Source organism: Desulfovibrio sp. X2, from assembly GCF_000422205.1.
In the GTDB taxonomy this organism is placed as follows: domain Bacteria; phylum Desulfobacterota; class Desulfovibrionia; order Desulfovibrionales; family Desulfovibrionaceae; genus Alkalidesulfovibrio.
On sequence record NZ_ATHV01000004.1, the window covers coordinates 65,390 to 80,118 of the forward strand.

Annotated in this window: 14 protein-coding genes; 10 read left to right on the forward strand and 4 right to left on the reverse strand. The window is 70.3% G+C overall.

Annotated features, from left to right (window positions below; all coding sequences use genetic code 11):
- The first annotated feature begins 173 nt into the window (after positions 1-173).
- Both DSX2_RS01775 and DSX2_RS01780 read left to right on the forward strand, forming a co-directional pair.
- Entirely contained in the window at positions 174-1,004 is an 831-nt protein-coding gene (locus DSX2_RS01775) for an AraC family transcriptional regulator (RefSeq protein ID WP_020879312.1), read from the forward strand.
- 64 nt (positions 1,005-1,068) lie between these two features.
- Complete coding sequence (locus tag DSX2_RS01780) at positions 1,069-2,070, forward strand: DMT family transporter (protein ID WP_020879313.1); 1,002 nt, start codon at positions 1,069-1,071, stop codon at positions 2,068-2,070.
- A gap of 7 nt (positions 2,071-2,077) precedes the next feature.
- Here DSX2_RS01780 and DSX2_RS01785 read toward each other — a convergent pair whose 3' ends face one another.
- Positions 2,078-2,998: a DUF1980 domain-containing protein gene (locus DSX2_RS01785; protein WP_020879314.1), complete on the reverse strand. Its 921-nt coding sequence runs from the start codon at positions 2,996-2,998 to the stop codon at positions 2,078-2,080.
- Positions 2,995-4,095, reverse strand: coding sequence for a permease (locus DSX2_RS01790; protein WP_020879315.1), 1,101 nt, complete (start codon positions 4,093-4,095; stop codon positions 2,995-2,997). The genes DSX2_RS01785 and DSX2_RS01790 overlap by 4 nt, the downstream gene beginning before the upstream one ends.
- Before the next feature lie 202 nt (positions 4,096-4,297).
- Between DSX2_RS01790 and DSX2_RS01795 the strand changes: the two genes are divergently transcribed.
- From DSX2_RS01795 to DSX2_RS01810, 5 genes are all read left to right on the forward strand, one after another.
- Entirely contained in the window at positions 4,298-4,762 is a 465-nt protein-coding gene (locus DSX2_RS01795; protein ID WP_020879316.1) for a Fur family transcriptional regulator, read from the forward strand.
- A 131-nt stretch (positions 4,763-4,893) separates the two neighbouring features.
- On the forward strand, positions 4,894-5,058 hold the full coding sequence (locus tag DSX2_RS18505; protein WP_020879317.1) for a hypothetical protein: 165 nt from the start codon (positions 4,894-4,896) through the stop codon (positions 5,056-5,058).
- A 2-nt stretch (positions 5,059-5,060) separates the two neighbouring features.
- Positions 5,061-5,804 (forward strand): metal ABC transporter ATP-binding protein, encoded by a 744-nt coding sequence (locus DSX2_RS01800; protein WP_020879318.1) that lies wholly within the window; start codon positions 5,061-5,063, stop codon positions 5,802-5,804.
- Positions 5,801-6,676 carry a metal ABC transporter permease gene (locus DSX2_RS01805; RefSeq protein WP_020879319.1) on the forward strand — a complete coding sequence of 292 codons (876 nt, stop codon included), beginning with the start codon at positions 5,801-5,803 and terminating at the stop codon, positions 6,674-6,676. Before DSX2_RS01800 ends, DSX2_RS01805 begins: the two co-directional genes overlap by 4 nt.
- An 11-nt stretch (positions 6,677-6,687) precedes the next feature.
- Positions 6,688-7,623: a metal ABC transporter substrate-binding protein gene (locus DSX2_RS01810; RefSeq protein ID WP_020879320.1), complete on the forward strand. Its 936-nt coding sequence runs from the start codon at positions 6,688-6,690 to the stop codon at positions 7,621-7,623.
- Positions 7,624-7,631: 8 nt separating this feature from the next.
- Here DSX2_RS01810 and DSX2_RS01815 read toward each other — a convergent pair whose 3' ends face one another.
- Positions 7,632-9,431, reverse strand: a complete 1,800-nt coding sequence (locus tag DSX2_RS01815) for an ABC transporter ATP-binding protein/permease (protein ID WP_020879321.1) — start codon at positions 9,429-9,431, stop codon at positions 7,632-7,634.
- A 418-nt stretch (positions 9,432-9,849) separates the two neighbouring features.
- On the opposite strand from DSX2_RS01815, the gene DSX2_RS01820 reads away from it, so the two are divergent.
- The 3 genes from DSX2_RS01820 (at position 9,850) to polX (ending at position 13,342) form a co-directional block, all read left to right on the forward strand.
- Positions 9,850-10,647, forward strand: a complete 798-nt coding sequence (locus tag DSX2_RS01820) for an Fpg/Nei family DNA glycosylase (RefSeq protein ID WP_020879322.1) — start codon at positions 9,850-9,852, stop codon at positions 10,645-10,647.
- A gap of 90 nt (positions 10,648-10,737) precedes the next feature.
- Positions 10,738-11,532, forward strand: a complete 795-nt coding sequence (locus tag DSX2_RS17385) for a TraR/DksA C4-type zinc finger protein (RefSeq protein ID WP_020879323.1) — start codon at positions 10,738-10,740, stop codon at positions 11,530-11,532.
- Between the two features lie 64 nt (positions 11,533-11,596).
- Positions 11,597-13,342, forward strand: coding sequence for a DNA polymerase/3'-5' exonuclease PolX (gene polX / locus DSX2_RS01830; protein WP_020879324.1), 1,746 nt, complete (start codon positions 11,597-11,599; stop codon positions 13,340-13,342).
- Positions 13,343-13,761: 419 nt separating this feature from the next.
- Here the strand turns inward: polX and DSX2_RS01835 are convergent, their stop codons facing one another.
- On the reverse strand, positions 13,762-14,556 hold the full coding sequence (locus DSX2_RS01835; protein ID WP_020879325.1) for a DUF169 domain-containing protein: 795 nt from the start codon (positions 14,554-14,556) through the stop codon (positions 13,762-13,764).
- Between the last annotated feature and the right edge of the window lie 173 nt (positions 14,557-14,729).

Genomic DNA, 14,729 nt, shown 5'->3' on the forward strand with positions numbered 1-14,729 from the left:
CCTGTCTTTCAATGTAGCGCGGCAAGGCGCGCCTGAAAAGCCCGCGGGCCAAAAGAGGCCCCGGCCTCGCGTCCGGCCGGCGCAGGCCTTTTCTCCGGGACGTCAATTTCGTACAATACGCTGCCCGGCCGAACGGCTAGACTGCCGTTCGACACCCGTAAGGAAGATCAGCCATGCGCCCCATTCTCGACGTGCGCTTCCTGCGCGACCCCGACCTGCGATTCCTGGAGATCGCCCTGGTCCGCAAGAGCGCCCACGTCTTCCCGAAGCACTGCCACGACCATTTCACCATCAGCGTCATCGAGGCCGGAGGCAGCTACTGCAACGGACCGACGCAGGAGAAATCCTTCGTGGGGCCGGGCAAGATCGCGCTCATCAATCCCGGCCAGGTGCACAGCTGCATCGCGCCCCCGGGCATGGTCTCCAGCTACCGCGTGTTCTACGCGGACACGCCCTGGCTGCAGGCGCTGGCCCGCGAATGCTGCCAGAGCGAGATCGCCTCGCCGGAGTTCGCCCGACTCATCGTCGAGGAGCCTGCGGCCACCCGGGCCTTCCAGGCTTTCTCGCGCATGCTGGCCCGCGGTCCGGACCGCGTCGACCGGCTGCAGAGGGAGTCGGCCATGGTCGCGGCCTTCTCCCGCCTCTTCGCGCGCCACGGCAACTTCTCCGGACGCGTGCCGCATCCGGGGCGCGAGCACCGCTCCATGCGCCAGGTGCGCGACTACCTCGCCTCGCACCTGGCCGAGAAGGTCTCGCTCGAGGAGCTGGCGCAGCTCGCCGGGCTGTCGCGCTACCACCTGCTGCGCGTCTTCAAGCGCGACACGGGCATGGCGCCCCACGCCTTCCATACCCAGATGCGCATCGACCGGGCCAAGAGGCTCCTGCGCCGAGGCCTGCCCATCGCCGAGGTGGCCTTTGCCGTGGGCTTCGCGGACCAGAGCCACTTCTCCAACAAATTCCGCCAGTTCGTGGGCGCCACGCCCGGCCAGTACGCCCTCGGCTAGAGCAATTTCCTGCAAGACGGCCCGACGGGACGCCCGTATGCTGCCGCGCAAAACGGAGGATCGCATGTCCCGCCTGTTCTCCCGGGCCTCCCGGGGCTCCTCGTCAGTACCTTCGCCTGCGTCTTCGGGGCTCCTGCCCGTTCTGGCCCTCGTGGGCGCCGTGCTGCTCTGGGGCGGCTCGTTCTCGACCATGAAGATCGCGGTGGGCGCCTTCGGCCCCATGAGCGTCATGTGGCTGCGCATGGTCATCGCCCTCGTCCTGCTCCTGCCCTTCGCCAAAAAGCTCTGGCCGCGCGGCGCGAGGCCCGGCGACTGGAAGCTCCTGGCCGCCATGTCCGCCCTGCTCCCCTGCGCCTACTTCATGTTCGAGGCCAACGCGCTGCGCTTCACCACCTCGGCGCAGGCCGGGGTCGTCTCCTCCTCGGTGCCGGTGCTGGTGGCCGTGGGCGCGGCCCTCTTCCTGGGCGAGCCGCTGACCAGGCGCGCCGTGGCCGGGCTCGTGCTCTCCGTGGCCGGAGTGGCGGGGCTGAGCCTCGCCGGGGCGCCGGGCGTCGCCGCGCCCGCGCCGCTTCTCGGCAACATGCTGGAATTCCTGGCCATGGTCAGCGCGGCGGGCTCCATGCTGCTCGTGAAGAAACTCTGCGGCCGCTACGGCCCCTGGACCCTGACCGCGCTGCAGACCCTGGCGGGCTCGCTCTTCTTCCTGCCCGGCGCAACGGAGCTGCCGCGCGCCATGCCCTGGGACTGGCCCGCGGTCCCGGCGCTGTGCGTGCTGTTTTTGGGCAGCTTCGTGACGCTCGGCGCCTTCGGCCTCTACAACTGGGGCATGAGCCGCCTGTCCGCCGGGCGCGCCTCGGCCTTCATCAACCTCGTGCCCCTGGTGGCCGTGGCGGGCGGCTGGCTCTGGCTGGGCGAGGCCCTGGCCCCGGCGCAGGCCGCCTCGGCCGCCCTAGTCCTGTGCGGGGTGATCTACGGCCAGACCGCGCCGCGGCGCGGCCCGGAAAAGGAATACGCGGACGGAACGAGCGGGGACGAAGCGCCCCGTCCGCAGGAGTCGGAGGCCTGAGCCGGGTCTAGTAGGCGTAGGGCTCGTGGTCGCGCCACTCGAAGATGTAGGGCGCGCCCGAGGCCTCCTCGTCCGGGATGGGGTCGATGCGTTCCGGGACGAAGACGAAGTTCGTGTCCACGATCGTGGAAAAGACCCCTCTGACGTGCAGCTTTTCCAGGTCCTTGGCCGCGGGCTTCCTCTCCAGATGACCGTAGACGCGCACCCACTCGCCCGGCGCGAGCCCGGCGGGCGGCGCCCCTGCCACGCGCAAGCCGACGGCCACGGCGTCCGCCAGACAGCACCAGACCGAGACCCTGAAGACCCCGAACTCGTGATGCCGCGTGAGCTCGCCCGCCTGGATCGTGCTGCCGCGCAGCACGTAGCGCCCGGCCAGGGCCTCGTCCGGATGGTCGCGGCAGAGAAAGAACAACTCCGCCAGGTTGATCTTCACGTATTCCTTGCCGCCCAGGGTCAGGCGCGAGGGCTCGGCCGCCTCCCCGTGCGGCGCCGTGACACCCGAGAAGGCCGAGCCCGAGGTGGGCGGCGTGGCCCCGCCCTCGTCCCAGACCGGGGCGGGCGCGGCCTGGGCTGAAGTCTCTTCGGAAGTCTGGGCATGGTCCGACGGGACAGGCGCCGCAACGGACGTAGCGGCGCGCGCCGGAGGCGGCGCCGTGGGCGTGAAGGCGTCCCGGCCGCCGTACCAGCAGACGACGAGGAAGGCCCCGAAGACCGCGACGCGCAGGAAGTTCGCGCGACGGGGGCGGCGCAGCCCGGCGGCCAGGCCGAAGACGAGCAGCAGCCCGGCCGCGGCCAGGGAGAGCGGCATGAACTTGGGATTCAGGAACTTCCAGTAGCCGCCGCTTCGCGCCAGATGGACGATGAACAGGCCGAGGGCGACGAGAACGAGGCCCTCGAGCAGGGCGGAGAGACGGAGGAGGTTCCTCACAGTCCCACCCCCTGCAGGAAGGTGTGGCTCACGCCCTGCCCTATCCCGTGGTTCAGGGCCACCCCGAGCAGCGCGCAGACCACGAAGACGAGCAGCGCCGGGATCACGGCCAGCATGAGCACCACGCGCCTCTTGAACGTCCCGGAGAACATGAAGAGGAGCTTCAGGTCGAAGATCGGCCCGAGCGTGACGAAGGCGAGCTTGGAAGCCGCAGGGAAGCTGACGAACGAGGCGGCCACGAAGGCGTCGGCCTCGGAGCAGACCGAGAGCAGCACGGCCAGGACGATCATCGCGCCCACGGCCAGGAAGACGTTGGCCTCGAAGGGGGCTATGGCCGAGGGCGGCAGGAAGGTCTTGAAGGCCGCTGCGGCCATGGCGCCGAGCACGAGATACTGCCCGGCCGAGAGGAAGTCCTCGGCCATGTGCGCGGCGGCCGCGGCGAGGCGCGCGCCGAGCCCGTGCCCGTCGCCCCGCGCCTTCTCCTCCGGACGGCGCAGCCCTGTCGCGGCCAGGGCCTGGACCTCGGCCATGGCGGGCAGCAGCGGCGGCCGCGGCACTGGGGCGGCCTTGGCCGCGGCCTGAGCGCCGTCGTGGACGAGGGCATGGTCATGGCCGTGCCCGCAGCCGCAGCCCTCGGCCTCGGCGTCCGGCCGCACCAGTTCGGCGGGGTCGCTTCCTGACACGATCCAGCCGACCACTCCGGCGGCCAGGCAGACCACGGCCACGCGGCCGCCGACCATCCAGAGGTTGCCGCGGAAGGCCACGTAGGTGGCCACGAGGACCACCGGATTGACCACGGGCGCGGCCAGGAGATAGGCGAAGGCCGCGTGCGCCGGGAAGCCCTTGCGCAGCAGGCGGCGCACGATGGGCACCACGCCGCACTCGCAGGTCGGCAGGAGCACGCCCATGGCGATGCCCGCCAGGATGCCCGTGGCCGTGCCGCGCGGGATCAGGCGCTCCACCCGCCCGCCCGGGACGAAGACCTCGAAGAGCCCGGAGACGAGCGAGCCCAGCAGCAGGAAGGGCAGCGCCTCGAGCACGATGGCCGTGCAGGTGGTGGAGAATATCCCCATGTTTTCCGGGGAGAAGATGCTCATGCGTACCTCGTGCGGACGAAGCCGTCGGGCGCCCTCCCCTCGGCGGCTCGTCGCCTCCATCATAAACGGACCGCGGCGGAAACGGGAGGACTCCCGGGCCGGGCGGGCGAAAAAAAAAATCGCGGCGGCTCCACCGGGATTCACTTCGCGGCCGCAGCGTCCCTTGACCGCCTCCTACGCGACGTGATAATTTTTCTCAACCATGAACACGAACGACCCCACCGGCCTTGACCGGCTGCAGCAACTCTTCGACCGCCTCGGCCAGCGCCTGACCCCCCAGAAGGAGGCGGTCTGGCGGCTCTTCGCCGCGTCGTCGCAGGGCTACACCCTGCCCGAGGCCTGCCGCGCCCTGCGCGGCGAAAAGATCGGCCAGGCCACGGTCTACCGCGTGGTCAACCTGCTGCGCGAGCACGGACTCCTGCGCTACGTGCACGCGGCCGACGGCGAGCACCGCTACCTGGCCGGGGGCCCGGGCCATTCGCACTACCTGGTCTGCCGCTCCTGCGGCAAGGCATGCGAGGTCACGGACTGCGACCTCTCGGTCCTGGAAAAGCTCCTCTCCGTGCAGACCGGCTTCTGCGTGGAGGGGCACCACCTGGAATTCTTCGGGCTCTGCCCGCAGTGCGGCCCCCTGCCCGACCTGCGCCGCGCCCCGCACAGCGGCTGAGCCGCCTCCCCGAGCACCGCGTCCCGCTCCCGAACGGGCAGTGTTTCGGCCGCCGCGCGCGGTCCGGCCCTGCCATTTCGATGAAAGCGGTTGTCTTTCCCCTGCAACGTGATAAGAGTTCTCAGAAAACCATGCACAAGACAGCCTCCGCCACACATTCTTCCGCCGCCCAGCGCGGCGCGCGCGACGCCCGGCCGCCCTTCTCGCCGCTCGGCTGGAACGTGGGCAGCCGCCTGATCGTGGCCGCCGCCGTCTCCGGCCTGCTCTGGGTCGTGCTCTGGTGGGCTTTGGACTAGCCATGCCGCACTTCATCCACGTCCACGACCTGACCGTCGGCTACAACGGCCACCCCGCCGTGCACCACCTCTCCGGCACCTTCGAGGCGGGCTCGCTGACCGCCGTGACCGGGCCCAACGGCTCGGGCAAGTCCACGCTGCTGAAGGCCATCGTCGGCCTGCTGCGCCCCCTGGGCGGCCACGTGGACCGCGACGGGCTGACCAGCCGCGAGATGGCCTACCTGCCCCAGCAGGCCGAGATCGACCGCACCTTTCCCATCACCGTGCTGGACATGGTGGCCCTGGGCCACTGGCAGACCACCGGGCTCTTCGGCCGCGTGAGCCGCGCGCAGTGGCGCGCCGCGCACGAGGCGCTCGAGACCGTGGGGCTCTCCGGCTTCGAGCGCCGCCCCATCGGCAGCCTCTCGGCCGGGCAGTTCCAGCGCGTGCTCTTCGGCCGCCTGCTCCTGCAGGACGCGCCCCTGGTCATCCTGGACGAGCCCTTCACGGCCATGGACGCCGCGACCACCGCGGTGCTCCTGCGCCTGGTGCTCACCTGGCACGAGCAGGGCCGCACGGTCATGGCCGTGGTCCACGACCTGGCCCAGGTGCGCGACCATTTTCCCCGGACCCTGCTCCTGGCCCGCGATCCCGTGGCCTGGGGCCCCACGGCCGAGGTCCTGACGGAGGAGAACCTGGCGCGCGCGAACGGCATGGCCGAGGCCTGGGACGAAAACGCCGAGGTCTGCCGGGAGGTGCCCGCATGAACTGGCTCGCGCACCTCCTCGTCTCGCCCTTCACGGACTTCGCCTTCATGCGCCACGCCCTGGGCGCCTGCCTGGCCCTGGCGCTCGGCTGCGGCCCGCTCGGCACCTTCCTCCTGCTGCGCCGCATGACGCTCTCGGGCGACGCCCTGGCCCACGCCATCCTGCCCGGCGTGGCCGTGGGCTTCCTGCTCTTCGGCCTCTCCCTGCCCGCCATGACCGTGGGCGGCTTCATCGCCGGGCTCGGCGTGGTCGTGGGCTCCGGCGCCGTGGCCCGCGCCACCCCCCTGCGCGAGGACGCGAGCCTCGCGGCGCTGTACATCATGTCCCTGGCGCTGGGCGTGCTGCTCGTCTCGCTGCGCGGCAGCAGCGTGGACCTCATGCACCTGCTCTTCGGCAGCATCCTGGCCGTGGACGACTCCTCCCTGCTGCTCATGGGCGCCATCGCCACGGTCTCGCTCTTCGCCCTGGCCCTGCTCTACCGCCCCCTGGTGGTGGAGTGCGTGGACCCGGGCTTTTTGCGCGTCATGAGCGGCCGGGGCTCCCTCGTGCACCTGGTCTTCATGTCCCTGGTGGCGCTGAACCTGGTGGGCGGCTTCCAGGCCCTGGGCACGCTCATGTGCGTGGGCCTCCTGGTGCTGCCCGCCTCCGCGGCCCGCTTCTGGACCGTGCAGGTCTGGTCGCAGTCGGCGGCCGCCACGGTCATGGCCCTGGCCTCGGGCTACGTGGGGCTTCTCGTCTCCTACTACCGCGAGGTCCCCTCGGGCCCCGCCATCGTGCTCACAGCGGGGGCCTGCTACCTGCTCTCGCTCTGCTTCGGCCCGCGCGGCGGCCTCATGGCGCAGCGCCCCGCACGCAGACACTTCAAACGCTGAGGAACGGCATCATGCGCAGCCATACGCCTTCCACCCCCGCCCGGCTCCTCGTCCCGGCCCTCGCCGCCCTGTCCGCCCTTCTCCTGCTCGCGCCGTTCCCCGCGCGGGCGGCCGGACCGCTTCGCGTGGTGGCCACCTTCTCCATCCTCGGCGACATGGTGAAGAACGTGGCCGGGGACCGCGTGGAGCTTGCCACCCTGGTCGGACCGGACACGGACACCCACGTCTACGAGCCCACCCCGAGCGACGCCAGGACCCTGGCCAAGGCCGACCTGGTCTTCGTCAACGGCCTCGGCTTCGAGGGCTGGATGGACCGGCTGGTGGAAAGCTCCGGCTGCAAGGGGCAGGTGGTCGTGGTGAGCAAAGGCGTGAAGCCGCGCACCATGATCGACGAGGACGAGGGCGGCAAGGAGGTCGTCGACCCGCACGCCTGGCAGGACCTGACCAACGGCGCCATCTACGTGGCCAACATCGAGAAGGCCCTGGTCAAGGCCGATCCGGCGAACGCCGCCTTCTACACGGCCAACGCCGAGGCCTACCTGAAGAAGATCAAGGAGACGGACGACTGGGTGCGGGCCGAGTTCGCGGCCATCCCGGCGCCCAGGCGCAGGATCATCACCTCGCACGACGCCTTCGGCTACTTCGGCCAGGCCTACGGCGTGATCATGCTCGCGCCCGAGGGCTTTTCCACCGATGCCGAGGCCTCGGCCAGGGGCGTGAGCCGTCTCATCCGGCAGATCAGGAGCGAGAAGATCTCCGCCCTGTTCGTGGAGAACATGAGCGACCCGCGCCTCATCGAGCGCATCGCCAAGGAGACCGGCGTGCGCCCCGGCGGCGAGCTGTACTCCGACGCCCTGTCCAGGCCGGGCGAGGGCGCCGCGACCTACCTCGAGATGTTCAGGAACAACGTGACCAAGATGGTCGCGGCCATGACCGGCAGCAAGTAGCCCTCGCGCTAGCCGATCTCCACCGTGGCGGGCTTTTCGAGCCCGGCCTCCTCCGTCTCCGGGCGCTCCCGGGCGGCCGGGGACGCGCCCGCCACCTCGGCCAGCGGCTCGAGCACCAGGCTGTGCTCGTGAAAGGCCCTGAGCGTGCCGCGATGCCCCACGCTGAGGATGGCCGCCCGCGGCAGCCGCTCGCGCAGGAGCGCGTAGAGCGCCTTCTCGCCCGGCTCGTCCAGGGCCGAGCTGGCCTCGTCCAAAAACAGCCAGTCCTGCCGCTGCAACAGCATGCGCGCGAAGGCCAGCCGCTGCTGCTCGCCCGGCGAGAGCTCCTGCGCCCAGTAGCGGGCGTCGTCCAGGTGGCCCGCCAGACGCGAGAGCCCGCAGGCCGTGAGCGCCTCCCGCACGTCCTCGTCGTCGAAGCCCCCGGCCGGAACCGGATAGCTCACCGCGGCGCGCAGCGTGCCCACGGGCAGGTAGGGCTTTTGCGGCAGGAAGAGCATCCGGCCCGAGGCGGGCAGCTCGATCCGCCCCCGGCCGTGCGGCCAGAGCCCGGCGATGGCGCGCACGAGCGTGCTCTTGCCCGCGCCCGAAGGCCCGGTCACGAGCAGGCTCCCGCCCGGCGCCAGGGTGAAGGAGATGTTCGAGAGCAGCGGCCTGCCGTCCGGCAGGTCGAGCGCCACGTCGCGCACGCGCAGCCGCTCGTCCGCGCCCGTGCGGCGCACGAGCACGCCGCCCTTCTCCCGGAGGGTGCGCGCCCCGTCCCTGGCCTCGTCCATGGCCTGCGTGAAGTGGGTCAGCCGGTCCGCCGTGGCCTTCCACTGCGCCAGCTGCGGGTAGGCGGCCACGAACCAGCTGAGCGCGCCCTGGAAGTTGCCGAAGGCCGAGGCCGTCTGCATGAGCCCGCCGAGCTGGAGGGCCCCGGAGAAGTAGCGCGGCGCCGCGGCCAGGAAGGGGAAGACCACGGCCAGCTGGCCGTAGCCCGTGGTCAGCCAGGCGAGCCGCTTGCGCCGCTTCATGATCTCCCACCAGTTGCGCACCACGTGGCCGAAGCGCTCGGAGAAGAGCCCGGCCTCGTCCTTCTCGCCGCCGTAGAGCGCCACGCCTTCGGCGTTCTCGCGAAGCCGGACGAGCGAGAAGCGGAAGTCCGCCTCGTAGCGCTGCTGGTCGTAGTCCAGCCGGATCAGCGGATGGCCCACCCGCTTGGTCAGCCAGGTGCCCACGATGGCGTAGACCACGGCCACCCAGACCATGTACCCGGGCACGCGCAGCGCATGGCCGAAGAGCGCGATGGAGAGCGTGCCGGAGAGCATCCACAGGATGCTCGTGAAGGAGACGAGCGTGACCACGGACTCGAGGAAGCCGAGCGAGAGGGTCAGGGTCTGCTCGATGAACAGCCCGATGTCGTCCGCGATGCGCTGGTCCGGGTTGTCCGTGTCGCCGTTGCGCATCTGCAGCCCGTAGTAGACCTTGTCCCCCAGCCACTCGCCCAGGTACCGCTCCGTGAGCCAGCGCCGCCAGCGGATCTGCAGCATCTGGCGCAGGTAGAGCTGGTAGACCGCCACCGTGATGTAGCTGGCCGCGAGCACGCCGAAGATGCCGAGCTGGTGGTAGAAGCCTTTCAGGTCGTGGTTCTGCAGCGTGTCGTAGAAGGCGTTGTTCCACTTGTTGAAGAGCACGTTCAGGAACACGAGCCCGAGGCTCATGGACACGATCACCGCCAGGAGCCCGCGGCCCGGCCAGCGGTCCTCGGAAAACCAGTAGGGCCTGGCAAGACGCCAGATGTCGCGCAGCACGCGCAGGGTCTCCTTCACGGAAGCCTCGTTGGATGCGTCTTTCGGAAAATGACGGTTTGCGCCGGCAACCGCTGTCGGCAGGAAAAGGATCTGGACCGAAGACTCGGCCGGACCATTCGGCATATACGCCGGGCGGCCGGGCGGCGTCCACTCCAGGAAGCGGGGCGCCCTTCTGCCCGAAGAAAACGTTTTTGGCCCCGAAACGGTGGACAGCCAGTTCCTTCCCCGAAGAGAACCCCAGAAAATTCCCCTCCCCCCTTCCCACATCCGTCGTGACGTCGTATGGTCGTTCCCTCCCCTCTGGAGCGGACGCGCCGGTCCGCCCGCACCGGGACGCGCATGGCGCCCCGGAGACCGGCGCGTCCGCCATCGGGGCGCCCTTTTCCCACGGCCGCAAAACGACGCAGGGGCGGGAACACGGTCCAAGGAGCCCGCAATGCCGGAACTGCCCGACGTGGAGGTCTTTCGCCGCTATCTGGAAGCAACGGCCCTGCACAAGCGCATCGAGTCCGTGCAGGACCTCGAGACGGGGTTGCTGGACGGCGTCTCCGCGAACGACCTGCGCCGGGCGATAGAGGAGCATGCCCTGGAGGAGACCGCGCGCCACGGCAAGCACCTCCTGGCGCGCATCCCGGGCGACGGCTGGCTCGCCCTGCACTTCGGAATGACCGGCCGCCTCAAGTACCACAAGCTGGCCGACTCGGCCCCGGAGCACGTCTGCATGCGCCTGGCCCTCGAGAACGGCTACGACCTGGACTACGCCTGCACCAGGAAGCTCGGCCGCATAGGGCTCGCCGCCTCGCCGGACGCGCTGGCGCGCGAGCAGGGTCTCGGGCCGGACGCACTGGATCCCGGGCTCTCCGGGAGCGGCTTCGCCCGGCTCCTGGCCGGGCGGCGCGGAATGCTCAAGACCGCGCTCATGGACCAGTCCCTCCTGGCCGGGATCGGCAACGTCTATTCGGACGAGATCCTCTTCCAGCTCTCCCTGCATCCCAGGACCCCGGTCGACACCCTGGACGAGGCCGGGCTTAAGCGGCTGCACGCGACCCTGCGCCAGGTCCTCGAGCAGGCCGTGGAGAACGGCGCGGACCCGGCCCGCATGCCGGACACCATGCTCACGGCGCATCGCCACCGCGACGGCTGCTGCCCGAAATGCTCCGGCAAGCTCGAAACGATCAAGGTCTCCGGACGCAGCGCCGTCTTCTGCCCAGCCTGCCAGAAGACGGGGAGCTAGCCGCCGCGGCCGTTTCCTTTCGGCTGGAAACGGCCCCTGCAAACGATGGGCGCCCCGCGCCCCATCAAAACCGAACGACAAGGGGGCAGCATGCTCACGCAATCACAGATCGAGGAAATGCGGAACCTTCTGGAAAACGGCCTGCGCGAACTGCGCGAGGAGGCCGGAAGGCTCGAGGAGCAACGCCTGCGCCTTTCCGCGCCCGAGGTGGAATACGAGGAGCGCAGCCGCAAGGACACGGGACAGCTCGCGCTCGAGGAGCAGGAACGGCTCGCCCGCGACCGAGAGAAGGAGATGGACGACGCGCTGCTGCGCATCGGCGCGGGCACCTACGGCACCTGCCTGGCCTGCGGCCGCGACATCTCCATGCAGCGCCTGCGCGCGGTGCCCTGGACCCTGCACTGCCGCGACTGCGCGGCCGCCGAAGAGGGAGGCCCAGGCCCCGCCGAATCCGTGGAAGAGCCCCTGCGCCCCGCCCCGATCCTGCCCTACAGGTTCCAGGGGATGGACGACGCGGCCCTGGCCGCGGCCGCGCAGGACGAGCTGCACGGAGACGGCCGCGTGGAGACCGTGGAACTCTCGCTGCGGGTGGAGAACGGCCAGGTACTCCTCGGCGGCGTGCTGCCGAGCGACCGCCAGCACGCCCTCCTGCTCTCGCTGCTCGAGGACGATCTGGGCCTTCAGGTCGTGGTGGACGAGGTGCGCGTGGACCGCACGGCCTTCGAGCGCCGCGACCGCGCACCGGGCAGGGCGGAGCGCCCCCCGCGGCCCGAGGAGGTCATGATCGAGGGCGAGGTGGAGCCGGAGGACCCGTACCGCTCGGTGCGCGAAGGGGCCGAGACCTCGCCCGCGGACAGGATGGTGCCCGAAAAGGAAGAGAAATGAGGCCCGCCTGCCCCGGGCAGCGCCCGGGTATCCCGCCGCCCGCGGCCGGGTAAGGAGCCGCGCCATGCCTGCGCACAACGCGGACATCGCCCGCATCTTCCGCAACGTCGCCGAATACCTCGAGATAAACGGCGCCAACGCATTCCGCGTGCGGGCCTACGAGAACGCGGCCAGGACCGTGGAGTCCATGGCCCGCGACGTGGCCGACATGGTCGCGGCCGACGAAGACCTCTCCGGGCTGCCCGGCATCGGAGAGGACCTGGCCAAGAAGATCCGCGAGATCGTGGACACGGGCTCGCTGCCGCTGCTCGAAAAGCTGCGCGCCGAGAACCCGCCCGGCCTGCTGGAACTTTTGCGGGTGGAAGGCCTCGGCCCCAAGCGCGTGGGCATCCTGCGCGAGAAGCTCGGCGTGGAAAGCCTCGACGACCTCCGCAAGGCCGTGGATTCCGGCGCCGTCCGCGACCTCGAGGGCTTCGGCGAGAAGAGCGAGGCCAAGATCGGCCGTGCCCTTTCCGCCCTGGAAAAGGGCCGCGTGACCCACGAGATGAGCCGCATGCGCCTGGACGAGGCCGAAGGCTTCGCCCTGCCCCTGCTCGACCACATCCGCGCGGTCGAGGGTGTCGTCCGCGCGGAGCCGGCCGGATCGCTGCGCCGCCGCAAGGAGACCGTGGGCGACCTGGACATGGTGGCCGTGTGCGACGATCCCGAAAAGGGGCCCGCCCGCGTCATGGACGCCTTCGCCGCCTACGACCGCGTGGAGGAGGTCGTCTCCAAGGGCGAGACGCGCGCCACGGTCCGCCTCAGAAACGGCCCCTCGGCCGACCTGCGCGTCGTGCCCGCCGAGAGCTTCGGCGCGGCCCTGCACTACCTCACCGGCTCCAAGGCCCACAACGTGCGCCTGCGCGGCATGGCCGAGGACCAGGGCTGCAAGGTCAACGAGTACGGCGTCTTCAGGGGCGAGGAACGGGTCGCGGGAGAGACCGAGGAGGACCTCTACGCCTTCTTCGGCATGGACTTCATCCCGCCCGAGCTGCGCGAGGACACGGGCGAGCTCGAGGCGGCCCGAAAACACCGCCTGCCCGCCCTCGTCACCCTCGCGGACATGCGCGGCGACCTGCACGCCCACACAGACGCCTCGGACGGCCGCGCTGGCCTCGAGGAGATGGCCGAGGCCGCCCGCAGCCGCGGCTACGACTACCTGGCCATAACCGACCACTCCCAGGCCGTGACCGTGGCCCACGGCCTGGACGCCGACCGCCTGGCCGCGCTCATCGACGCCGTCGACCGCGTGAACGACGGGCTCTCCGGCATCACCCTGCTCAAGGGCTGCGAGGTGGACATTCTCGAGGACGGCAGCCTGGACCTGCCCGACTCCATCCTGAAACGCCTCGACCTCACCGTCTGCTCCGTGCACTCCAGGTTCGGCCTGCCGCGCGACGCGCAGACCGAGCGCATCGTCCGCGCCATGGACAACCCGCACTTCACCATCCTCGGCCACCCCACCGGCCGCCTCATCGGCAAACGCGAACCCTACGCCGTGAACATGGAGCGGGTCATCGCGGCCGCCGCCGAGCGCGGCGTCTTCCTCGAACTCAACGCCCACCCCGAGCGCCTCGACCTCGACGACCGCCACTGCCGCGCCGCCAAGGAGGCGGGCGTCCTCGTGGCCGTCTCCACGGACGCCCACAGCCCGGGCGGCCTCGACACCATGCGCTTCGGCCTCGGCCAGGCCAGGCGAGGCTGGCTGGAGGCCAAGGACGTGCTCAACACGAGGAGCCTTCGGGAGCTGAAGAAGCTGCTGAAGCGGTAGGATTTCAAGACCGAAGATGCCTCCGGCGGCCAGGAAGGGATTATCCCTCCGGGGCTGCGCGCCCCTTCCTGGACCATCCCCCGCGAGGGGGTCACCCCCTCGACCCGCCTTCGCGAGCGGGGCCTGGGGCGGATGGACAGGAGGTCGCCTGGGCGTGGAGGGGCGGTGGTGCGCTGAGGCTGGAGGAGGAAGAGGAACCTCATAGAGAGGACATTTGCGAACGCTCTCGTTCTGCGGCCTCTCACGCCCAGGCAGCCCCTGTCCGTTCGTCAATCGGATCGCTTGCGGAGCGGGTCGAGGCCGAGCCTCGCGCGGGAGAGTCCAGAGAGGGGCGCGCAGCCCCTCTCTGGCGCGGGGAGGGTGCAGGGAGGGGCGCGCAAGCCCTTCCCTGCCCGCCGGAGGCTCGTTGCGGCGTGCGCCTAGGCCTCGGGCGCCTTGCCCTTGGTGAAGGTGATGAGCGGGCAGTTCTTGCAGATGTCGGCGCCGGGGAAGGGTTCGCCCAGGCGGGTGATGGCGGCTCCGCCCTTGTCGGCGATGCGCTTTTCCAGGCGCGCGACCATGGCGGGCAGGTCCTTGCCGGGGATGGAGACGTTGATCTCGCCGCGCTCGGTCTTGCCGGAGTTGTAGCTGCCGCTGCAGGCCAGGTAGAGGTTGGCCAGGCCTGTGTCGTGCACGTAGACGTTGCCGCCGCAGGCCGCGGAGTTGACGGTCAGGTTGGGGCGCAGGGGGTGGATGTCGCGCACGGCCATCCAGTCGCCGAGCAGGTGGTAGGCCTGCATGTTGTCGCAGTAGAAGTGGATGACGTCGGGGTCGAAGAGGGTGGCGGCAAGCGGCGTGACGGCCACGGCCAGGAGCTTGCCTTCCGGCAGGCGGGGCTTGGTGGCCACGAAGCGCCCGGCCTGCTCGAGGTCGCTCGCGTACTTGGAGTGGCTCTTGACCTCGCCCTCGTCCATGCCCTTCCAGCCGAAGACGAACTTGGCGTTGGTGCAGCCGAGCTTCTCCTCCTCCATGAGCACGGAGATGCCCTCCATGCGCGCGCCGATCTCGGCCTGGCAGAAGGTCAGGGGCTTGACCGGCTGGTAGTATTCCGCCTCCTTCTTGAAGCGCTCGAGCTCGGCGGCATCGAAGAAGTACTTGATGGCGATGGGGTAGTGCATGAGCCGCAGTTCCTTCATCAGGACATCCTGCAGGCGCGCGTAATCGGTCTGGGACATGATGATCCTCCGTTTTCTCGCGCGGGTGCCGACCGGGACCGGACGGGCCGCGCGGAGTGCGCCTTCACGGCGCAATCACATATGTTTTGCCTAACATAATACGACTGTTTCACTCCGTCAATACGGGACACGGCGACAACGCCCGGCAGAGATGACGGGGCGCGGGGAGGGGT